This is a genomic window from Streptomyces sp. NPDC045695, assembly GCF_056432025.1.
The window spans coordinates 551,035-571,549 of sequence record NZ_JBWKJU010000001.1; the positions used below are offsets into that span (position 1 = coordinate 551,035).

The following is a 20,515-nucleotide window of genomic DNA, read 5'->3' on the forward strand; positions in this document are numbered from 1 at the left end:
GTTAAGATGGTCAAGTAAACAATTGATAATATGAAGCAAGCTGAGTACGCTCCCGGTATGAGCGACACCGCCACGCCCGCCCCCACCAAACTCCAGCTCCTGGAGCTCCTCGCCGCCATCGGCACCGCCCAATGGCGCGAGTTCGCGGCGGCCGCCGCCCAGTACGGGCTCACCTCCACCCAGGCCAGGGTCCTGGCCCAGCTCGACGGCCCCGTGCCCATGCGCGGCCTCGCCACCCTGCTCGTCTGCGACGCCTCGAACGTGACCGGCATCGTCGACCGCCTGGAGGCCAGGGAACTGGTGCGACGCGAGCCCGCCCCCGCCGACCGCCGCGTCAAGAACGTCGTGGCCACGGACGCCGGCCGTGAGGTCATCCGCCGCGTACGGCAGGAGATGCAGGCGATGCAGGGCGCACTGGACACGCTCGACGAGACCGAGAGCGCCACGCTCTACGCCCTGCTGGCCCGGCTGCGCCCTTCGATGGAGAAGCACTAGCCTCGGGCTGCATGAGCACCCTTCAGACGATCAATGACATACCCGTGCTGATGTGCGAGGCCGAGGGCGAGGTGATCGCGGGCGAACGCGAGGCCCTGGACTGCATCGGCGACGCCTCCTACCAGGGCGCCCACTGGGTCGTCATCCCCGTCGCGCGCTTCGACGAGGGGTTCTTCCGTCTGAGCAGCCGGGTGGCCGGCGAAATCATCCAGAAGTTCGCCCAGTACCGGGTGGGCCTCGTCGTCCTCGGGGACGTCTCCCGGCACACGGCGGACAGTCCGGCGCTGCGGGACTTCGTCCGCGAGTGCAACCGCGGACGCCAGACCTGGTTCCTCGCCGATGACGAGGAGCTGCGCGAGCGGCTGACCGGGGCGAAGGCGTGAGGGGTGAGGGCGTGAGCGGCGGGATCCGGATCCTGCGGGCGGCCGAGCGCCGCGCCGCCGCCTGGAAGAACGGCGGGGGAGTGACCCGGGAGATCGCGGCCCACCCCGAGGGCGCCGGCCCGGACGCGTTCCACTGGCGGGTGAGCCTCGCCGAGGTGGCGGCCGACGGGCCGTTCTCCGCCTTCCCGGGCATCGACCGCACCCTCACCCTCGCGGAAGGCGCGGGCATGGAGCTCACGGTGGGCGGCGTACGGCGCCTGGTCGACGAGCGGTTCGCACCCCAGGACTTCCCGGGTGACGAGCCGACCGACTGCCGGCTCCTCTCGGGTCCCGTCGTGAACTTCAACGTCATGTACCGCCGGGGCGCCGCTACGGCGCAGACCGCCGTCGTACGGGGCCGGGTCGGCCTCACCGCACCGCCCGGCGAGACCTTGCTGGTCGTCGCCCTCGACGGACCGGCCGTGCTCGAACCGCCGCACGGCCCGCCCCTCGCCCTGGACGCCTACGACGCGGTCCTGGCGACGGGCCCCTTCGCGGGTCTGGTCCGGACCGACGGGCGCGCGGCCGTCGTACGCCTGGTGTAGGGGTCAGCGGACGCCCAGCTTCACCCACTTCGCCGCGCTGGGCACGCCCTTCGCGTTGAGCAGGAAGAGCATGTAGTACCCGGGCGGGGCGTCGGCCGCGCCCGGGGGAGTGCGCAGCCCGATCGCGGAGCCGTGGATCCCCGTCAGCCGGAGCTCCAGATGGCGCTGGGTGGTGTTCACCGAATGCGTGACGGTCGTCGGCGCCAACAGCACGGCGCGCTTCACGTCAGCCGGCGTCGAGCTCGCCACCTCGAAGTCCGCGTCGTAGCGCAGCTCGCCCGCCGGCGCCCGGTCGAGCGCCGGCCGGGCGCCCCGGTGCAGGTAGGCGGGCTCGTAGAGCTCGATGCTGCCGTCCATCCCGTCGCCGATGTCGGGGTCGTTGGCGATCTGCTGGAGCTCGTCGCCGGTGACCATCATCCGGCCGTCGGGCAGGACCAGGGCGTTCGAGTGGTAGCCGCGGGGCAGCCGCTGGGCCGGCCCCAGCTTCCAGTGACCGCGCGCGTCGCGCAGCTCGATCTGCCGGTACTTCAGGTCGGCCTTCGGGTTGAACGGCCCGTGGCCGTAGTCCCGGGTGTCCAGGGCGCCGTTCACGGTGAGCAGCGTGCCGTCCGGCAGGATCAGGGTGTCGTCCTGGGTGCGGCCGAAGGCCCTGGGCTCCTCGATGCTCCAGCGGCCACCGGACAGCCGGTAGGTGAGCGGGTCGCGCGGATCGCCGCCGAGCACCAGGACGGAGTCCGGGCCGCGGAGGCCGGCCGGGAGCGGCACGGCCGAACCGTACCCCCGGAAGTCGGCGGGCCGCCGGGGCAGATCGGTGCGCACGTCCTTGACGGGGTCGAACAGCCACTGCTGGTCGGCGTCGCGGCCCAGCCCGTAGATCTTCCCGTCCCGCAGCGAGAACAGGTGCGGATAGTCGTTGCGGAAGGGGGCCTGCGACCGGAGCCGCTCCGGGGCGACGTCCAGCGGGATGTCGTACGGCCGCCAGGGCACGGGTCGTCCGAGCGCGGGGAAGCGCTCCACCACCGGGGTGGGCGTGCCCGTCCCGCGCTCGGACTGGCCGGACATGATGATCTGGCGGCCGTCCGCCCCGGTCACGACCGAGGGGTACCAGCGGCCCACGGACATGTCACGGTTGCGGAACCAGGTCTCGGTCCACGGGTCGAACACGAACGACAGCTTGGCGCCGCTTCCGCCCTTCCCGCCGACATTGCCGCCGAACACCCCCACCATGCCGTTGGGGAGGTAGGAGTGCCCGGCGCAGAAGAACGGCGCCGGGCGCGGCGCGTAGGTTCCGTCGGGCATCAGCACCACCGGCGGCGGCACGTTCTTGAAGGCCGCCGCCCCGGTCCCCCGGGCCGGGTCCCAGAGGGAGGCGCGGCCCGCGTTCGTCCGGCCGACCGTGTTCGTGGGACCGGTCTCCTTGGTGGGATCGGCCTGCACGCGCTCGAAGGAGAAGAGCAGCACCTTGCCCGTGGGCAGCAGGGCCACGTGGACACCGAAGTCCGGCGAGGGGAAGAACTGCGTGAACCTGCCGAACTCTGCTGCGTCCAAACGGGAGTTGGCCGTGCGCTGGGACTGCTCCAGCGAGGCCAGGCCCGCCGTGCGCTTCGCCTGCGGATACCCCTGGGTGCCCTGGGCCGCCTGCCGCAGCCGCGCGTGCGCCCGGGCGTGCTCCTCGCCCAGCACGGCGGCCTCGTCGGGCCGCGGCTGCGGTGCGGGCGCCGCCGCCGTGAGGGCGAGGACGGAGGTGATCACCCATGCCGACACTGCGGCGGACCGGCGGGCGCGGGACATGGAACTCCTCGGCTGAAGGGCGGGGCAATTTCCGCCGATATTATGAGAAAGCGGACCTTTTCTCGGGTGAATCGCTGCGGCCATAGAGGTGAGAGCGCGCCACCTCCACCCGCGCGCCGCCCGCCTGCAGCCGCCACTGGGCGCTATCCCTGTCGACGTGATCAAGTCGCTCCGTACCGGATTCACCGCAGCCGCCGTGACCGCGGCTCTCGTCGCGCTCACCCCCTCGGCCGTGGCCTTCGCCCCGGCCCCCGCAGCCAAGGCCCCCAACGACCAGGTGACCGTGGACGTCGCCTCCGTCAACGGATCGGGCTGCCGTCCGGGCAGCGCCGCCGTCGCCGTCGCACCGGACAACTCGGCCTTCACCGTCACCTACAGCGAGTACCTGGCCCAGGCCGGCGGCGGAGCCCCCGCCGTCGAAGGCCGCAAGAACTGTCAGCTCTCCCTCAACGTCCACGTCCCGCAGGGCTACACCTACGCCGTCGCCAAGGTCGACTACCGCGGCTTCGGCAGCTTGCAGGAGGGCGCGATCGGCACGCAGAAGGCCAGCTACTACTTCCAGGGCATGAGCCAGACCGCGTACCGCACCCACAAGTTCAACGGTGCGCTCGAAGACAACTGGCAGGCCACCGACACCACGGGCGTCGAGGCCCTGGCCTGGGCGCCCTGCGGCGAGCAGCGCTACTTCAACATCAACACCGAGCTGCGCGCCGAGGTCGGAACCTCCGACCCGTCCCAAACCAGCTTCATGGCGCTGGACTCGACCGACGGCAGCATCAACAGCGTGTACCACTTCTCCTGGAAGCAGTGCCCGGGCCGCTGATCGCAGCCGTTCCCGGCCGATCCGGCATCAGGCCGAGGCGCGCCGCACCAAGGACGTGGTGGTGATCACCGGGTCCGGAGCGGCGCGCTTCCGCTGTGCCCCGCCACCCCCGTCCAGGGTGGCCAGCAGCAGCCGCGCCATCAACCGCCCCATGCCCTCGATGTCCTGGCGCACCGTCGTCAGCGGCGGGTCAGCGGCCTGCGCGACCGGGTCGGCGTCGTCGAAGCCGACCACGGCCACCTCTGCGGGAACCGAGTGGCCGCGCTCGCGCAGCACCCGCAGCGCGCCCGTCGCCATCAGGTCGTTCGCCGCGAAGACGGCGTCGATCCCGGAGCCGGCCCCGCCGCGCGTCCGGCCGCCGCTCCCGCCGTGCCGGTCCAGCAGTTCGGCCATCGCACGGGCCCCGCCCGCCACGGTGAAGTCACCCAGGGCGACGAGCGCGGGATGGGTGTCCGCCAGTGCGTCCCGGTACCCGCTCAGCCGGTCGGCGGCGGAGGTCTGGTCGAGCGGCCCGGCGATGTGTGCGATCCGTGCGCGCCCCTGGGCCAGCAGGTACCGTACGGCCTCGCGTGCGCCGCCGCGGTTGTCGGCGTCCACGTACGCCACCGTCTCGTCCGGCTCCCCGCCGGGCCCGGTGGTCCAGCCCGGCCGGCCGCCGTAGACCGTGGGCAGGCCGATCCGGCGGGTGATGGCCGGCAGCGGATCGTCGGTGTGCAGGGAGAAGGCGAGCGCCCCGTCGACGTGGCCGCCCGCCAGATACCGCTCGATCCGCTCGTAGTCGCCCCGGTCCTCGACCAGCAGGAGCACCAACTGCATGTCGTGAGCGGTCAGTTCCTTGCTGATGCCGCGCACCTGCCGGGAGAAGAAGGGGTCGGAGAAGATCCGGGTCTCCGGCTCGGCGATGATCACCGCGACGGCGCCGGTGCGCCGGGTGACCAGCGCCCGGGCCGCGGGATTGGGCACGTAGGCCAGCTCCCTGACGGCCGTGCGCACCTTGTCCACCAGGTGCGGGCGCACCCCGTCGCCGCCGTTGACCACGCGGGAGGCGGTGGCCCGCGAAACGCCGGCTCGCGCCGCCACCGCTTCCAGCGTGGGGCGGTCCCCGGGGCGCTGTTCGGGCACGGCTGCTCCTCCTGGGTGTCCGGGGCGGGCGGCTGGCGCCGCGCCGGTCAGCAGGGTAACGCGTGCCGCCGGGAGCACGAGGGCGCTCCCGGCGGCACGGGCACCCGTCCGGCCGGCGGCAGGGCCCCCGTACGGCCGGCGCCCGGTTTCGGGTCCGCGGCGCCGGCCAGGACTGGTCAGTGACCGAAGTCGAACCAGTTGACGTTCACGAAGTCGGCGCCCTGGCCGCTGGTGAAGGTGAGGTACACGTCATGGGTTCCGGTCACGGGGGTGATGTTGGCCGGTACCGTCCGCCAGCTCTGCCAGCCCCCCGTGTTCGCCACGGAGAAGCTGCCGACCGGCGCGGAGGTCCGGCTGTCGAGGCGTACCTCGACCAGACCGCTCACCCCGCCCGCGGCCCCGGAGGCGACGCGCCCGTAGAACTGCCTGGCGGCCGTCCCGCCGAAGTCGACGCCCCGGAACAGGGCCCAGTCGCCGTTACCGAGCGCGGTGAGGTCCTGGCCGCCGCCGGTGTCCGCGGTGGTCTCCTTCGTCACCCCGGCCTGGGAGTCGTACGACTCCGCCTGGATCGCCGCGTACGCGTCGCGGTGGCCCGCCGGCGGCGTGGTGGGCGGGGGCGTGGTGGGCGGCGGGGTCGTGCCGCCAGCCGTCAGGACGGACACGTAGTCGACCACCATGGGATGGCCGGGCTCGGTCCCCGCGTCAGGCCCGCCGCCGAAGGCGTCCGGGAAGCCGCCGCCCATGGCGACGTTCAGGATGATGAAGTAGCCGTGGTTCGTCGCGTTGGTCCAGGTGGTGGCGTCCACCTGATCGGCCCGTACCGTATGGAAGTTGATCCCGTCGACGTAGAAGCGCATCTGCTCGACGGCGGTCGACCTGTCCCACTCCACGGCGTAGGTGTGGAAGCCGCCCTGGCAGCTGGTGCCGGGGCAGACCTGCTGGCCGCCTATGCCGGAGGTCTCGTTGCAGGGGCCACCCGGAGTCGTGCCGCAGTGCATCGTCGCCCAGACGTTGTTGATGCCCTGGACGTTCTCCAGGATGTCGAGCTCACCGATACCGGGCCAGTTCCACCAGTTGCCCCGGTAGGGGGCCCCGAGCATCCAGAACGCCGGCCAGTAGCCCTTGGCCGCGGGGCCCGTGACGTTCGGCATCTGGATACGGGCCTCGGTGCGCAGCTTCCCGCCCGGCGCCGGCTGGAAGTCCGACCGCCGGGTTTCCACGCGGCCCGAGGTCCACTGGCCGGCCGCGTCCCGGCGCGGGGTGATGCGCAGGTTGCCCGACCCGTCGAGGGAGACGTTGGCGGGGTCGGCGGTCATCGTCTCGATCTCGCCGGTGCCGAAACGGTCCGGTCCGCCGGGATAGCTCGTACCGGTCGTGTACTGCCAGTCGGCGGTGTTCACGCCGGAGCCCGCTGGGCCGTTGAACTCGTCCAGGAACACCTGGGACCAGCCGGCCGGGGTAGGGGGAGCCGTGGCGCCCGCGGGCAGGGTGACGGCCGCCGAGGCGGCCGCGACCAGGGCGACGGTGCTGAAGGCGGCCAGGACGGCCTGCCGGACGGACGGTCGTTTCCTACCGGATGTCTGACGCATGGGTGCCCTCTCTGAGGCGCCGTGAGGCGCGTTGCGGGGGGAAGAGCTGGCGGAACTCACCGCTTGAGAGCGCTCTCAAGCGGCTGCGCTGGACACTGTGCTCCCCGGCCCCACGGGCGTCAAGACTTCGAACCGGCAAGGTGCTTGCGGGTCAAGGAGGTTCATTCGTTGAACGCTCGACGCGGCCTGAGGCCGCACCGAGGGGCAGGCCGCACCTCACCCGTTGGGCCCAACGCGCGGAGCTCAATCGCGCGGAGCCCCATCGGGCGGACCGAGGACCTCCCGCGCGCCGGGCAGGTCGTGGACGGACGCCGCCTTCCCGGTCAAGGGCAGCAGCCCCGAGAGCGGGCACGGTACGGGGATCTCGTGGTCGACCTCCCACTCGCCGACCGCCTCCCCGCCGGGGCCCCGGCCGATGGTGCAGACGACGTACAGATTGCCCGCGCAGCCCCGGCAGAGCAGGGCCCGGTGGGCGCTCACGGCCGCCCCGCCGACGGATCCGCGGCGAGGGGGCCGCGGCGCGCACCGGTCTTCGTCCGAGTGGCGGGTACGCCGCGCGCTTGTAGCGTCATTGACGTCAGGAGTCCTGGTGACCCGACAGGACTTCGCAGGCCGGTTCGCGGATGCGGAAAACGTCCCGCCAGCGCGCCGAGCCGCACGTGTGCCGCCCGCGCCGACGCCGAGCCGGTGCGCCCCTCGCGAGGCGACCGGGCGCACGCGCAGCCCCCGTGAGAGAGGCCGTGCCGATGTCGAACGATGCCCCGATAGCGAGCCTGCTGCGTGTAGAGAGGGGCCATGCCGCCCCCGAGGAACTGGCCGCGCTCGCGGTCGTCATCGCGTGTTACGCGGCGCACCGGACGTCCGGAGACCGCGAGGGCGAACGCGGCGCCGACGCGCGGGCCGGAGCCGGGGCCGGCCGGCGCCGTGCCGTCCGGCCGGACGCCGGATGCTGGGCGGGCTGCTGGGCCTGCCGCTGAACCCCTTCCGCCGGCCGCGCACGCGGCCGGCGGAAGGGGCGGAGACGTGGTCATCCGCGGCGCAGCACCGTCGAGAGGACCTCGTGGAGGGCCGAGGCGGGATCCGCCACGGCGCCCTCCGAGCGCCAGGCCACGAACCCGTCCGGCCGTACGAGGACGGCGCCTTCGGGGCTCATCGCGTGCACCTCGCTCCAGTCGGGGCCGCCGGTCTGGATCAGGTCCGCGCCCGGGCCCGATCCGATGACGTAGGCGTCCAGCCGTACCGACAGCCGCTCCGCCGCCCGCTGGGCGGCCGCCCGCCACGGTGTCCCCGCGCCGCTGAGCAGCACGAAGGAGCGCTCGTAGAGGTCCAGGGTCGAGATCCGCTCGCCGGCCCTGGTCAGCCACATGTGCGGGGCCCGGGTGCCGGTGTCGCCCGTCAGCCGCAGCGTCTGGGGGATGACGGGCCGCTGCGGGTCGCCGCCCACCAGCGCACCCTGCGGGTAGCAGTAGCCCATGGCCGTGGTGAGGACCCCGCTGCCCGGTCCGCCGCCCAGGGTGGGCGGCGGCGCGTACCCCGGGTGGCTGTGCTCGGCCGAACGGGCCGAAGCCCGCTCGCTCGTGGCCCTGGCCACCGGCAGCCGCTCCGCCTCGTAGGTGTCGAGCAGTCCGATGCCGGCCGACCCGTCCAGTACCGCGGCGATCTTCCACGCCAGGTTGTGCGCGTCCTGGATGCCCGTGTTCGAGCCGAAGGCCCCGGTGGGGGACATCTCGTGGGCCGCGTCCCCCGCGAGGAACACCCGGCCTGACCCGTACCGCTGCGCCACCCGTTCGGCGGCATGCCACGGAGCTTTGCCGCCGACCTCCACGTCCAGGTCGGGTACGCCGATCGCCTCGCGGATCTGGTCCACGCACCGCTCGTCGGTGAAGTCCTCCAGGGTCTCGCCCCGGTCCGGGTGCCAGGGGGCGTGGAAGACCCACTGCGTCTCGTTGTCCACCGGCAGCAGCGCCCCGTCCGCGCCCGGGCGCATCAGGTAGCAGACGATGAACCGCAGGTCGCCCAGCACCTGGACCAGCCGCTGCGAGCGGAAGGTGATGCTCACGTTGTGGAACAGCTCCCCGTTACCCGACTGGGGGATCCGCAGCTGCTCCCTGACGGGGCTGCGCGGTCCGTCCGCCGCGATCAGGAAGTCGGCGCGCACCGTGGAGTGCTCGCCGCTCTCCCGGTCCTTCACCACGGCGCTCACCCCGGTCGCGTCCTGGTCGAAGCTCATCAGCTCGGTGGAGAACCGGACATCGGCGCCCTGCGCGCGGCTCTGCTCGGCCAGGACCGGCTCGATGTTGTTCTGGCTGCACAGACACCAGCCGGTCGGGCTGAAACGGGCCAGCGCCCCGGACGGGTCGACCGACTTGATCAGCCAGTTGTGATCGCCGTCGGTCAATGACCTGGCCTGCAGAATGCCCTGGTTGCCCTCCAGCACGGAAGCCGCCCGGCGGATCGCGCGCTCCGCCCCTGCGGTGCGGAACAGCTCCATCGTCCGGGCGTTGATGCCGCGGCCGCGCGGGTGCGCGGAAGTACCGGAGTGCTTCTCGACCAACAGGTGCCTCACTCCGTGGCGGCTCAGGAAAAGCGAGGTGGACAGACCCACGAGGGAGCCGCCCACGACGAGAACCGGTACGCGAACATCGGCGTTGTCTTCCATCAGCTGCGGGCTCCTGATTTCTGTGTGGGGGAGTGGACTCTTTATGCCCGCGATCGGAGATCAGGCCCAGTTGATTCGCCGGTTGTCACCCGCTTGATCCGGACATGTAGCGGTACGTCTCCACCCGGATGACGATGAGCGACAGCGGCGCCTCCGTCAGACGCGCCGGCCTGCCGTTCCGAGCGAGGCGGCCGCCGGCCCGGGCGGACGCCACCGGTGACGGACGAGGGGTCCGTACGCGATGGATCTCCACCCCCTCATGAAGGAGTGAGTAGATGACAACCACCCTGTCCGAACGGGTGTCGCAGTCAGCCTTCGACGGCTCCATGCTCCGGGTCGTCCTTCTGATGGACCTCCACGAGGGGACCCAGCAGCAGTTCTTCGAGGCGTACGAACAGCTCCGCCACGACATCGCGTCGGTCCCGGGCCACATCAGCGACCAGCTGTGCCAGTCCTTCGAGGACCCCTCGCAATGGCTCATCACCAGTGAGTGGGAGAGCGCGCCGCAGTACCTCGCATGGGTCAACAGCGAGCACCACGCCGAACAGGTCAAACCGCTGGGCAGGTGCGCGCGCAACATGCGCCCGCTCAAGTTCACCGTCCTGCGGGAGACCGGCCGCGGCTACGACCAGGCGGCCCGTCCGACCACGGCGCGCCTGCAGACCACCCCCCGGCTGGGCGCGGGCATCGTGCGCCACGCCCTCACCTTCACGGTCAAGCCGGGCAGCGAGCGCGACGTGGCGGCCATCCTGTCCAGCTACGCCTCCCCGGCCGCCCGGGTCGACGCCCGCACCCGCCTGTGCCGCACCTCGCTCTTCATGCACGGCAACCGGGTCGTACGGACGGTGGAGGTCCAAGGCGACCTGGTGACGGCCCTGCGCCACGTCTCGGAGCAGCCCGAAGTACGCGCGGTGGAGGAGGCGATCAACCCCTACCTCGAACAGGACCGGAACCTGAACGACCCCGAGTCGGCCCGGATGTTCTTCATGCGGGCCGCGCTCCCGGCGGTCCACCACATCGCCGCACCGGAGCCGGAGTCCGCCGACGTGCAGCGCCACGCGCTGTTCTACCCGGCCAAGGCCGGCTGCGGCCCGGCCCTCGCGAGGTTCCTGGCCCGCCGGGACGAGGCGGCCGCCGCACACCGCGGGGAGAACCCCGTCCGCAGCAGCAGCATCTTCCAGCGGGACGACATCGTCGTCCGCCTCATCGACGTGCGGGGCCCGCTGGACGCCGAGCCCGAGATCAGCTCCGGCGCCTTCGGCCCCCGCGCGGCGGCGGTGCTCGCCCGGCTGACGGCCGGTCCCGGCGGGCAGGCCCGCGCCGCACACCACACCATGACCCTGATCACCGACCGCCGGGCCCCCGCGCAGTCCTGATCCTCCCCGGTCCACCCCGAGCTCCACCCTGGGCCCCATCCACGTCCAGGCTCCCCACACGCCAGGAGGAACCCGCCATGACCAGACAGCGCCCACGCATCGTGGACCTCAGCGAGACGCCGCCCAACCGCCGGCGCGGCGGCGACCTGAGGGCCGTCCTCACCCCGACCTCGGTGGGTTCCACCAGCGGTTTCATGGGCCTGGCGATCATGGCCCCGGGGGAGTCGATCGCCGAGCACTACCACCCGTACTCCGAGGAGTTCGTGTACGTGGTCGCCGGCCGGCTGGAGGTCGATCTCGACGGTGAGGCCCACCCGCTGCGCACGGACCAGGGCCTCCTGGTCCCGCTCAACACGCGCCACCGGTTCCGCAACGTCGGCGACACCGAAGCCCGCATGGTCTTCCACCTCGGCCCGCTCGCCCCGCGACCCGAGCTCGGCCACGTCGACACCGAGCAGGCCCCGCACCCGGAGAGCACCGCCTGGGAGCAGCCCCCGGACCGAACCGGAGCGGTCTCGTGACCCCCCGGCGGGTGGCCGTCACCGGAGTCGGCGTCGTCGCGCCCGGCGGGATCGGCGTCCGCGACTTCTGGGACCTGCTCTCCAACGGCCGTACGGCGACACGCGGCATCAGCCTGTTCGACCCGGCGGGATTCCGCTCCCGGATAGCCGCGGAGGTCGACTTCGACCCCGCCGCGCACGGCCTCGGCGAGGACGAGGTGGCCCGGGCGGACCGGTACATCCAGTTCGCCCTGGTCGCCGCCCGCGAAGCCGTGCGCGACTCCGGACTCGACCTCACCACGGACGAGGCCTGGCGGACCGGCGTCTCCCTCGGCACGGCCGTCGGCGGCACCACCCGTCTGGAGCACGACTACGTGGCCGTGAGCCAGTCCGGCGCCTGGTGGGACGTGGACCACAAACTTGCGGGCCCGCACCTGCACCGGGCGTTCACGCCCGCCACCCTCGCCTCCGCCGTCGCGGAGCAGACGGGAGCGCGCGGACCGGTCCAGACCGTCTCCACCGGCTGCACCTCGGGACTCGACGCCATCGGGTACGCCGTCCACTCCATCGCGGAGGGCCGGATGGACGTGTGCATCGCGGGCGCCTCCGACTCACCCATATCGCCGATCACGGTGGCCTGCTTCGACGCCATCAAGGCGACCTCGCCCAACAACGACGACCCGGCCCACGCCTCCCGGCCGTTCGACGCCGACCGGGACGGTTTCGTCCTTGGCGAGGGCGGCGCCGTCCTCGTGCTCGAAGAGCTGGAACACGCCCGCGCCCGCGGTGCGACCGTCTACTGCGAGATCGGCGGCTACGCCACCTTCGGCAACGCCCACCACATGACCGGGCTGACCGCCGAGGGCCTGGAGATGGCCCGCGCGATCGAAACCGCGCTCGCCCAGGCCGGGATCGCCGCCGACGAGATCGACTACGTCAACGCGCACGGCTCCGGCACCAAGCAGAACGACCGCCACGAGACAGCGGCGGTCAAGCGGGTCCTGGGCGACCACGCCTACAAGACGCCGATGACCTCCATCAAATCCATGGTGGGGCACTCCCTCGGCGCCATCGGGGCGATCGAACTGGCGGCCTGCGTACTCGCCATGACGCACCAGGTGGTCCCGCCGACCGCGAACTACGAGACGCCGGACCCCGAGTGCGACCTGGACTACGTCCCGCGCGTAGCCCGGCCCCGCAAGCTGCGCAGCGTGCTCTCGGTGGGCAGCGGGTTCGGCGGCTTCCAGTCCGCCGTCGTCATGACCATGCCGAAGGAGGCGGTCGCGTGACCAGCCGTCCGGTCATCACGGGCATCGGGGTCGTCGCGCCCAACGGCGTCGGCGCCGACGCCTTCTGGAAGGCGACCCAGTCCGGCCTCAGCGTGCTGGACCGCGTCACCCGAGCGGGGTGCGAGCATCTGCCGCTGCGCGTCGCCGGGGAGGTCCGGGGCTTCGACCCGGGCGCCAGGGTCGAGGACCGCTTCCTCGTCCAGACCGACCGCTTCACCCACCACGCCCTCGCCGCGGCCGACCTCGCCCTGGAGGACGCCCGGCTCGGCCGGGCCGACTACGAGGGCGATCCCTTCTCCGTGGGCGTCGTCACCGCGGCCGGCTCCGGCGGCGGCGAGTTCGGCCAGCGCGAGCTCCAGCACCTCTGGGAGCAGGGCCCCCGCTTCGTGGGCCCCTACCAGTCGATCGCCTGGTTCTACGCCGCGAGCACCGGCCAGATCTCCATCCGGCGGGGGCTGAAGGGCCCCTGCGGGGTGGTGGCCAGTGACGAGGCGGGCGGGCTGGACGCCTTCGCCCACGCCGCCCGGGCGATCCGCCAGGGCAGCCGGGCGATGCTGGCCGGGGCCACGGAGGCACCCCTCGCGCCGTACTCCATCGTCTGCCAGCTGGAGTACGAGGGACTGAGCACCAGTGAGGACCCGGAGCGCGCCTACCGGCCCTTCACCGACAAGGCCTGCGGGTACGTCCCCGCCGAGGGCGGCGCGATGTTCGTCGTGGAGGACGAGGCCCAGGCCGGCCGCCGCGGCGCCACCGTACGCGCCGTACTCGCCGGCCACGCCGCGACCTTCACCGGCACCCGGCGCCCCGACGAGTCCGGCGAAGGCCTGGCCCACGCCATCCGCGGGGCGCTGCGGGAAGCCGGCTGCGCCCCCGAGGAGATCGACGTGGTCTTCGCCGACGCCCTCGGGACCGTGCAGGCGGACGCCGCCGAGGCGGCCGCCCTCGCCGACGCCCTCGGCGACCACGCACGCAAGGTGCCGGTCACGGCGCCCAAGTCCGGTACCGGCAGGGCCTACTGCGCGGCGTCGGCGCTCGACACCGCGGCCGCGGTACTGGCGCTGGAGCACGGCGTCATCCCGCCGACCCCGAACGTCTTCGAGGTGTGCCACGACCTCGACGTCGTGACCGGCGGCGCCCGCCCCGCGGAGCTGCGCACCGCGCTCGTACTGAGCCGCGGCCGGATGGGATCGAACTCCGCGCTGGTCCTGCGCAAGGGCTCCTCGGCGAGGACCGCGTAGGGCCGTGGTGCGACGGGACCGTGCGGTCCCTTCGCAGGAACCGACAGGAAGGGAGAAACCGTCGTGTCCGACCGACTGACCTTGGAGGAGCTGGCGGTACTGATGAAGACCGCCGGCATCACCGTCGACCCCACCGAACTGGCGCAGCGCCCGGACCGCGCCTTCGACGAGTACGGCCTCGATTCGCTGGGCCTGCTCGGCATCGTCGGTGAGCTGGAGCGAACGCACGGACGGGCCCTGCCCGCCGACGCCGACCGCTGCAAGACCCCCGCAGAATTCCTCGACCTCGTCAACGACAGCCTGATGACCGGAGCCTGACATGCCTGGACACACCGAGAACGAGATCACCGTCAACGCGCCCGTGGACCTCGTGTGGGAGATGACCAACGACCTCCCGAGCTGGCCGGACCTCTTCAGCGAGTACGCGTCGCTGGAGATCCTCGAACAGAAGGGCGACACCACCCGGTTCCGCCTGACCATGCACCCCGACGAGAACGGCAAGGTGTGGAGCTGGGTCTCGGAGCGCACCGTCGACCGCGCGGGTCTCTCGGTCCGCGCCCGGCGGGTGGAGACGGGCCCGTTCGCGCACATGGACATCCACTGGCAGTACTTCAAGGTGCCCGGTGGCACCCGGATGAAGTGGACCCAGGACTTCGCGATGAAGCCGGACGCGCCCGTGGACGACGCGTGGATGACCGACAACATCAACCGCAACTCCCCGATCCAGATGGCCCTCATCCGGGACAAGATCGAGCAGCGCGAGCGCGAGAGCCGCACTCCCGCCGTCAGCCGTCTCTGAAACGAAAGGCAGCAAAGGATGCACCGCGCTCTCATCGTGGCCCGCATGGCGCCGGGATCGGCTCCCGACATCGCCGAGCTCTTCGCGAGCTCGGACGCGGGTGAACTGCCGCAGCTGGTCGGGGTCACGAGCCGCAGCCTGTTCCAGTTCGGCGACGTCTACATGCACCTGATCGAGTCGGACCGGCCACCCGGCCCCGCCATCGCACAGGTCACCGACCACCCGGAGTTCCGCGACCTCAGCGACCGGCTCACCGCCTACATCAGCCCGCACAACCCGGACACCTGGCGCAGCCCGAAGGACGCGATGGCCCACGAGTTCTACCGCTGGGAGCACCCCGGCGCGAAGTGACCCGGCGGCCCGGACGGGACCCGCACACCGGCGTGTGCGGGTCCCGCCGCACGTGGCCGCCCAGCCCCGAGAGACGCAGAGAGCAGGAGACCCATGAACCCGAGCGACACCGACCTCTTCCCGGCTGATCCGGCCCGCCCGCACGACGTCCCCCACGCCCGGAGCTCCCTGCGCGTCCTCGTCCTGTCCGGGTCCTCCCGCACCGGCTCGGTCAACGCCCGGCTCGCGTCCCTGGCCGCCGCCCTGGTGTCCCGGGCCGGCGCCGTCGCGGACGCCGCGACGATCGCCGACTTCCCCATGCCCCCGTACGACGGCGACGCGGAGGCCGACGACGGCCTGCCGAAGGGGGCCCTCGCCCTGTGCGAGCGGATCGGGGCCGCGCAGGCGCTGGTCATCGCCTCGCCCGAGTACAACGCCTCCGTGCCGGGCGTACTGAAGAACGCCATCGACTGGGTCTCCCGCTACCGGCCCCAGCCCTTCAAGGACAAGCAGAGCCTGCTGCTCTCGGCCTCGCCCTCGATGGTGGGCGGCAACCGCGGGCTCTGGGCCCTGCGCGTCCCGCTGGAACACCTCGGTGCCCGCGTCTACCCCGACATGTTCAGCCTGGCGGGCGCCCACCACGCCTTCGCCGACGACGGCACCCTCGCCGACCGGGGCCTGTCCGAGCGGCTGGGCTCGACGATCGGCTCCTTCCTCGACCTCGCCGAGGCGGACACCCGCTACCTGTGCCTGCAGCGCCGCTGGTACGAGTTCCTGGGCGACCGCACCGATGCGCCGGTGACCGCGCGGGCCCAGGACTGATCATCATCGGCCACAGGGCGTGAGCTATGCGTGAGCTATGTTTGAGCGCGAGTGACATGAGTAAGGAGACACCGGTGTCATCGGGCCAGCAGGCACGCGCGCAGGCGGCTGCGATCAAGCCGAGCGGCCAGTCGCCCCAGGAGGTCCGTCCTCCGGCCGACCGGCTCCTCGCGCTCTTCGACGGCCGCCGCCTGTCACCGGGTCAGCGCCGGATCGCCCAGTACCTGATCGACCACCTCACCGAGGCCGCGTTCCTCTCGATCACCGAGCTCGCCGAACGGGTCGGCGTGAGCCAGCCCTCCGTGACCCGCTTCGCCGCCTCCCTCGGATTCAGCGGCTACCCCGCCCTGCGCGACGTGCTCCAGCCGATCGCGCTGAGCGCCGTGGCCGGCGCCACGGACACCCGCGAGCAGATCCGCCGCAACGAGCTCCAGGCCGCCGTCGACGCGGAGATCCAGAACCTGGAGAACGTACGCCGGCTGCTCGCCGACACCAACCAGGTGCTGGACATCGGCCGCGAGCTGGCCGCCTCGGTGCCGTTGACCGTGCTCGGACTGCGCATCTCGGTCTCCCTGGCGGAGTACTTCGCGTACGCGGCCCGGCGGATCCACCCCGACGTGCGCCTGGTGACCCGCGGCGGCAGCGTGGCCTTCGACGCCCTGCTCCAGTCCCGGGCCGCCGGCGGGACCTGGGTGCTGGCCTTCGCCATGCCGCGGCACGCCAAGGAGACGCTTTCGGCCATTCGGGCCGCCCGCAGTACGGGGCTGCGCGTGGTCCTGATCACCGATCCCACCCTGGGGCCGCTGGTGGACGAGGCGGACGTGGCGCTGACGGCGGGGACCGGGTCCCGGTTGGTGTTCGACTCGTACGCGGCGCCCGGGATGCTGTCCGCGGCCCTGCTCCAGGCGATGGCCGACGCGGACCCGGAGCGGACCCAGGCCCGCCTGGAGGATTACGAGCACGTCGCCGACCAACACGGCTTCTTCTTGTAGGCGCGCGGCGCCCGCCTCCACCAGGGGATATTCAGCCATCGAGGTGCATGAAATTTTTCATACTCTTGCGTACTCGACGGTATATATGTTTACTGGCGACGGCGCTCCGGATCCACCAGATGCCAAGGAGGACCCCACGTCTTCCTGAACGGACGCCCGGTACGGCGAACCTCCTCACGCCGCGACCGGGTGCCGAGTCCAGGCCCTCGGATCCCGCAGAGCGCCCATGGCGGCCTCGGTCAACCCCTGGGCCGAGGCCGCCCCCCAGGAACGTCTCGATCAGAGCTTCGACACCCTCGGAAGTGACGAGAATGCCCCAGACGGCCACCATCACGCGCAGCCCGGACTGGCCCATGCAGGTCAAGGCCCCCGGGACTCACGACTGGGAGCGCACGGCCACCCGCTGGCTGCGCGACCTGCTCCCGGCCCGCTACGGCGGCTACCTGACGCTGACCCGCCACCACGCGCTCCTGGCCCGGCACGTACAGCTCCAGCTCCAGCACGAGATGCGCGCCGTACGGGCGGCCCTGCAGACCAGCCGGGCCGAGCTGCCCATGATGGGCATAGCGGAGTCGGTGATCGAGAACTCGATCCGGATGTACGCCGTGGAGCTGGAGCAGCTGGGGCGCCTGTCGCGCGGTGCGCGGCTCGTCTCGGACGCGCTCCTCGTGGGCACTCCCGCCCAGCGCAGGCGCTGACCCTCGACCCTCAGGCCCTCCCCGCCCCGGGCGCCTCTCAGGCGGGCTGCCAGGAGCGGAGCCGCGCGGCCACGTCGTAGACCGTGACGCGGAGCATGCGGATGTCGGTGATGAGGTCGCGCCACTGCTCGTAGGAGCCGTCCACCGCCTGGCCCGAGGCCTCGATGTAGGCCACGGCCACCCCGTAGGCGAAGTATTCGTTCGACTCGGGGAGCGGCCGGAGCAGGACGATGGCGTCGAGCAGCGCGGCCGCACGCCAGTAGGCGTCGGGGGTGTCCACTTCGAGGCTGGGCGTGTTCACCCGGTGCCGGGCGACGGCGGCGACCAGGGCGGAGTGGTCGGTCACCTCCACGTCCTTGAACAGCGCCTCCTGCCGCTCCAGCAGCCAGCGGTGATCGATGTGCAGTTCCACGCGTCCGAGTATCCCCGCCCGAGGCCCGGCCGTGTGGCTTTTCGGGTCGGGCGGGGACAGCGGGAGTCCTACGGCTTGGGCAGGGTGCAGCCGGGGCGGTTCAGGTCGATCACGTTCTTGGGGCCTATGCAGGGGACGATGATGTACGTCTCCTGGGCGTAGTTGATGCCCTGGCGGACCGTCACGTTGCCGCTCTGGTCGACCTCGCACGGGTTGTTCACGGTGCAGCGCGCGCCGTCCTCGTTGCCGGTGTTGTTGACGGCGACGACCTTGCCGGTGACCGCGTCGACGACCGGCGAGCCGGAGGTGCCGCCGATGGTGTTGCAGGACGAGGTGTAGCGGACCGAGTCCTTCCAGGTCCAGTCGCCCTCCTTGAGGAGGTAGGCGAACCCGTCGATGTTGCAGTTGTAGATCCGCTTCCAGTATCCGGAGACCACGCTGATCGCCGAACCCTGCGTCGGGCGCACGTCGTTCAGGGTCAGCGGGTTGATGCCGTACTGGCTCTGGATCTGGGCGTAGGTCTTCGTCAGCTGGTAGATCGAGATGTCGGTGTCGGTCATCGTCGCGTACGAGATTTTGCTGGCCCGCAGCGTCGCGACCTTGGAGCCGGCCGAGTTGAGCAGGGAGAACGAGCGGCTGGACCGCTGGTCCTTGACGACCTCTCCGGGCGCAGGGAAGCCCGACTCCAGGCAGTGCCCGTTGGACAGGACGAGGGCGAGGTCGTCCGGCTGGGAGCCGGGCGCGCGGACCACCGAGCCGGAGCAGTTGCTGAGGGCGACGGTGCCCGCGAAGTTGACCGCGGCGGTGGTGGCGGGGGTGGCGGTGGTGGCCGTGGCGTCGGATGCGGCGGGTGCCGTGGACGGGGTGGAGGCCGTGGGCGTGGTGGACCCGGTGGGCGCCGTGGGTGCGGCGAGGGCGGGGGTGACGGCCGCTCCCGTGAGGAGCAGGGAGAGTAAGGCGCCGACGAGAGGCTTGTTCATGTGGGGGTTCCCCTCTGATGACCATGCAACCGAAGATCCTCCGGTTGTCATGAGCATTGTTGGGACCCGAGCCCCAAGTCACAAGAGGGCCTGCCCGGTTGGGGCCGTCACCCGGGGAGGGGCCCCGGGCGGCGCCGAAGACTCGAAGATCTGACCCCCGCACGGGTGTTCCGCAGCGCGGGCTCCGCCTCCTACGGTCTGTCCAGCACCGTTGCGGCCCAGGAGGCAGAGTGAAGCGCGAGACCGACATCGACATCGACCGACTGGTGAAGGCGATGCACGCGGTCGAGGGGGCGGGGCGGCTCTTCGAGGAGGCGCTCGCCGTGTACGAGGCGCGCGGCCCCAGGCGGAGCAGCGACGACTTCAAGGTGGCCGGCGGCCCCGTCCAGACCTTGCAGGGCGCGGAGGAGATGGCCCTCGGGACCCGCAAGTTCCTCGCCGAACTGGCGCTGATCGTCGGCTACGCGAGCGCCGGCTTCGAGGACCGCGTGGCCGCGCGGTGGGCGGCGGCCCGGGCCGGTTTCACCGGCATCACCGGCGGCGGGGCCCGGATGGGCCGCCCGCTGCTCGACCCGACCCTGCGGGGGCTGCGGCTGCTGCTGGCCGTCGACCTCTTCGAGCCCGGCTTCAGGGCCGAGATCGAGGACGTCGTACGGGCCGAGCGGGCGACGTACCCCGACCCCGCCACGTTCCGCGTCCCGGCGACGGCCGAGGGTGCCGCCACCGTCGGCCGTACGCCCTGACCCCCCGGGGTGCCGGGCCGGGCCGGCCGGGCGAGGCTGGAGGCATGCATCATGCCCCGGTTGTCGTGCATCGGATCCTCCCGTCGGGGGGCCGCCAGGTCACCCTGCGGACCGCCAACACGGAGGAGTCCCTCGGCCTGGCCCGCTCGGACGAGGACGTGATCGAGTTCCTGCGGCGGGCCGGCATGCCGGACCCCGACGACGTGGTCCTCGGCGGCGCCGGGCTGGTGGAGTGGGACTCGGACCCCTCGCACGTCTACGAGGCGGACCCGCCCACCGACGACCTCCCCTGAGCCCGGGGGCCCGGGCCCGCGGACGCCCTGACTAGACTTCCCCGTGCGAACGGTCGCCTGGAGGGGGAGCGAAGTGAGCGAGTCCCAGTGGAGCCTGGAAGAGCACATAGAGGTGGACGCCGCGCCCGAGGAGGTCCACCGGGTGGTGTCGGACGTGCGGAACATGGGCCGCTGGAGTCCGGAGTGCCGACGGGTCTGGGTGCCCCGGCCGCCGGTCCGCACGGGAAGCCGCTTCGTCGGGTTCAACCGCAGCGGACTCTTCGTCTGGTTCACGGTGTGCCGGGTCACGGCCCTGCGCGCCCCGGCCGCTTCGCCCGACGGGTCCGGTGAGTTCACCTTCGACGTCGCCGTGTTCGGGCTCCCCATCGCCCGCTGGGGATACCGCTTCGAGCCGGCCGGCGAGGGCACCCGTGTCACGGAGGGCTGGCGCGACCTGCGCACCGGCCGCAGCGCCCGCCTGGCCGGCCTCCTCGGCTCGGTGTTCACCGGTACCAAGCCGGAGCGCCGCATCGAGGTGAACCGGGCCGGCATGCGCACCACCCTCGCCCGCCTGGCGGCCGACTTCGGGCGCGGCGCCGCCTGAGGTCCGAGGAGCCT

25 protein-coding genes are annotated in these 20,515 nt (G+C 72.2%); 18 read left to right on the top strand and 7 right to left on the bottom strand.

The annotated features are described in order from the left end of the window. The first annotated feature begins 57 nt into the window (after positions 1–57). The 3 genes from AC07DU_RS02500 to AC07DU_RS02510 are packed head-to-tail and all read left to right on the top strand — an operon-like array spanning position 58 to position 1,462. Positions 58–495 (top strand): MarR family winged helix-turn-helix transcriptional regulator, encoded by a 438-nt coding sequence (locus AC07DU_RS02500; protein ID WP_479109216.1) that lies wholly within the window; start codon positions 58–60, stop codon positions 493–495. Between the two features lie 11 nt (positions 496–506). Then, positions 507–878 carry a DUF4180 domain-containing protein gene (locus tag AC07DU_RS02505; RefSeq protein ID WP_360889797.1) on the top strand — a complete coding sequence of 124 codons (372 nt, stop codon included), beginning with the start codon at positions 507–509 and terminating at the stop codon, positions 876–878. An 11-nt stretch (positions 879–889) separates the two neighbouring features. After that, positions 890–1,462 (top strand): HutD/Ves family protein, encoded by a 573-nt coding sequence (locus AC07DU_RS02510; protein ID WP_479109218.1) that lies wholly within the window; start codon positions 890–892, stop codon positions 1,460–1,462. A 3-nt stretch (positions 1,463–1,465) separates the two neighbouring features. Here the strand turns inward: AC07DU_RS02510 and AC07DU_RS02515 are convergent, their stop codons facing one another. Continuing rightward, positions 1,466–3,253, bottom strand: a complete 1,788-nt coding sequence (locus tag AC07DU_RS02515) for a glyoxal oxidase (protein WP_479109220.1) — start codon at positions 3,251–3,253, stop codon at positions 1,466–1,468. Positions 3,254–3,410: 157 nt separating this feature from the next. Between AC07DU_RS02515 and AC07DU_RS02520 the strand changes: the two genes are divergently transcribed. Further along, entirely contained in the window at positions 3,411–4,076 is a 666-nt protein-coding gene (locus AC07DU_RS02520) for a DUF4360 domain-containing protein (protein ID WP_360889806.1), read from the top strand. Positions 4,077–4,103: 27 nt separating this feature from the next. Here AC07DU_RS02520 and AC07DU_RS02525 read toward each other — a convergent pair whose 3' ends face one another. The 3 genes from AC07DU_RS02525 to AC07DU_RS02535 all read right to left on the bottom strand — a co-directional run bounded on the left by AC07DU_RS02525 (position 4,104) and on the right by AC07DU_RS02535 (position 7,267). Then, complete coding sequence (locus AC07DU_RS02525) at positions 4,104–5,198, bottom strand: LacI family DNA-binding transcriptional regulator (protein WP_479109222.1); 1,095 nt, start codon at positions 5,196–5,198, stop codon at positions 4,104–4,106. A gap of 176 nt (positions 5,199–5,374) precedes the next feature. Next, positions 5,375–6,787 (bottom strand): glycoside hydrolase family 16 protein, encoded by a 1,413-nt coding sequence (locus AC07DU_RS02530; RefSeq protein ID WP_479109224.1) that lies wholly within the window; start codon positions 6,785–6,787, stop codon positions 5,375–5,377. Between the two features lie 243 nt (positions 6,788–7,030). Next, complete coding sequence (locus AC07DU_RS02535) at positions 7,031–7,267, bottom strand: hypothetical protein (protein ID WP_360889815.1); 237 nt, start codon at positions 7,265–7,267, stop codon at positions 7,031–7,033. A gap of 266 nt (positions 7,268–7,533) precedes the next feature. Here AC07DU_RS02535 and AC07DU_RS02540 point away from each other — a divergent pair, with 266 nt between their 5' ends. Beyond that, positions 7,534–7,764, top strand: coding sequence for an acyl-CoA carboxylase epsilon subunit (locus AC07DU_RS02540; RefSeq protein ID WP_453371033.1), 231 nt, complete (start codon positions 7,534–7,536; stop codon positions 7,762–7,764). Between the two features lie 50 nt (positions 7,765–7,814). Here AC07DU_RS02540 and AC07DU_RS02545 read toward each other — a convergent pair whose 3' ends face one another. Beyond that, positions 7,815–9,446 (bottom strand): FAD-dependent oxidoreductase, encoded by a 1,632-nt coding sequence (locus AC07DU_RS02545; protein ID WP_479030294.1) that lies wholly within the window; start codon positions 9,444–9,446, stop codon positions 7,815–7,817. A gap of 275 nt (positions 9,447–9,721) precedes the next feature. Here AC07DU_RS02545 and AC07DU_RS02550 point away from each other — a divergent pair, with 275 nt between their 5' ends. The 10 genes from AC07DU_RS02550 to AC07DU_RS02595 all read left to right on the top strand — a co-directional run bounded on the left by AC07DU_RS02550 (position 9,722) and on the right by AC07DU_RS02595 (position 17,490). Next, positions 9,722–10,822 (top strand): SchA/CurD-like domain-containing protein, encoded by a 1,101-nt coding sequence (locus AC07DU_RS02550; protein WP_479109226.1) that lies wholly within the window; start codon positions 9,722–9,724, stop codon positions 10,820–10,822. A 77-nt stretch (positions 10,823–10,899) separates the two neighbouring features. After that, positions 10,900–11,343 (top strand): cupin domain-containing protein, encoded by a 444-nt coding sequence (locus AC07DU_RS02555; RefSeq protein WP_360889827.1) that lies wholly within the window; start codon positions 10,900–10,902, stop codon positions 11,341–11,343. Continuing rightward, entirely contained in the window at positions 11,340–12,611 is a 1,272-nt protein-coding gene (locus AC07DU_RS02560) for a beta-ketoacyl-[acyl-carrier-protein] synthase family protein (protein WP_453372196.1), read from the top strand. The genes AC07DU_RS02555 and AC07DU_RS02560 overlap by 4 nt, the downstream gene beginning before the upstream one ends. After that, positions 12,608–13,849, top strand: coding sequence for a beta-ketoacyl synthase N-terminal-like domain-containing protein (locus AC07DU_RS02565; protein ID WP_479109228.1), 1,242 nt, complete (start codon positions 12,608–12,610; stop codon positions 13,847–13,849). Before AC07DU_RS02560 ends, AC07DU_RS02565 begins: the two co-directional genes overlap by 4 nt. Before the next feature lie 63 nt (positions 13,850–13,912). Next, positions 13,913–14,167: an acyl carrier protein gene (locus AC07DU_RS02570; protein ID WP_479030285.1), complete on the top strand. Its 255-nt coding sequence runs from the start codon at positions 13,913–13,915 to the stop codon at positions 14,165–14,167. Position 14,168: 1 nt separating this feature from the next. Next, a complete protein-coding gene (locus AC07DU_RS02575) occupies positions 14,169–14,648 on the top strand; it encodes an SRPBCC family protein (RefSeq protein WP_361949000.1) in 480 nt (159 codons plus the stop codon). Between the two features lie 18 nt (positions 14,649–14,666). Continuing rightward, the gene (locus AC07DU_RS02580; protein ID WP_360889841.1) at positions 14,667–14,999 is read left to right on the top strand and encodes a TcmI family type II polyketide cyclase; all 333 of its coding nucleotides are present in this window, start codon (positions 14,667–14,669) and stop codon (positions 14,997–14,999) included. A 168-nt stretch (positions 15,000–15,167) separates the two neighbouring features. Beyond that, a complete protein-coding gene (locus AC07DU_RS02585) occupies positions 15,168–15,800 on the top strand; it encodes an NADPH-dependent FMN reductase (protein WP_360890154.1) in 633 nt (210 codons plus the stop codon). A 74-nt stretch (positions 15,801–15,874) separates the two neighbouring features. Continuing rightward, on the top strand, positions 15,875–16,792 hold the full coding sequence (locus tag AC07DU_RS02590; RefSeq protein ID WP_392051815.1) for a MurR/RpiR family transcriptional regulator: 918 nt from the start codon (positions 15,875–15,877) through the stop codon (positions 16,790–16,792). Positions 16,793–17,103: 311 nt separating this feature from the next. Beyond that, entirely contained in the window at positions 17,104–17,490 is a 387-nt protein-coding gene (locus AC07DU_RS02595; RefSeq protein ID WP_360890157.1) for a hypothetical protein, read from the top strand. 37 nt (positions 17,491–17,527) lie between these two features. On the opposite strand, the gene AC07DU_RS02600 is transcribed toward AC07DU_RS02595, so the two are convergent. Next, positions 17,528–17,902: a toxin Doc gene (locus tag AC07DU_RS02600; RefSeq protein WP_479030281.1), complete on the bottom strand. Its 375-nt coding sequence runs from the start codon at positions 17,900–17,902 to the stop codon at positions 17,528–17,530. Positions 17,903–17,970: 68 nt separating this feature from the next. Continuing rightward, positions 17,971–18,882, bottom strand: coding sequence for a S1 family peptidase (locus AC07DU_RS02605; protein ID WP_479109231.1), 912 nt, complete (start codon positions 18,880–18,882; stop codon positions 17,971–17,973). A 230-nt stretch (positions 18,883–19,112) separates the two neighbouring features. Here AC07DU_RS02605 and AC07DU_RS02610 point away from each other — a divergent pair, with 230 nt between their 5' ends. From AC07DU_RS02610 to AC07DU_RS02620, 3 genes are all read left to right on the top strand, one after another. Continuing rightward, entirely contained in the window at positions 19,113–19,625 is a 513-nt protein-coding gene (locus tag AC07DU_RS02610; RefSeq protein WP_479109233.1) for a hypothetical protein, read from the top strand. Between the two features lie 44 nt (positions 19,626–19,669). Continuing rightward, a complete protein-coding gene (locus tag AC07DU_RS02615; protein WP_360889855.1) occupies positions 19,670–19,918 on the top strand; it encodes a hypothetical protein in 249 nt (82 codons plus the stop codon). Positions 19,919–19,991: 73 nt separating this feature from the next. Further along, on the top strand, positions 19,992–20,501 hold the full coding sequence (locus AC07DU_RS02620) for an SRPBCC family protein (RefSeq protein ID WP_479030272.1): 510 nt from the start codon (positions 19,992–19,994) through the stop codon (positions 20,499–20,501). Positions 20,502–20,515: the final 14 nt, after the last annotated feature.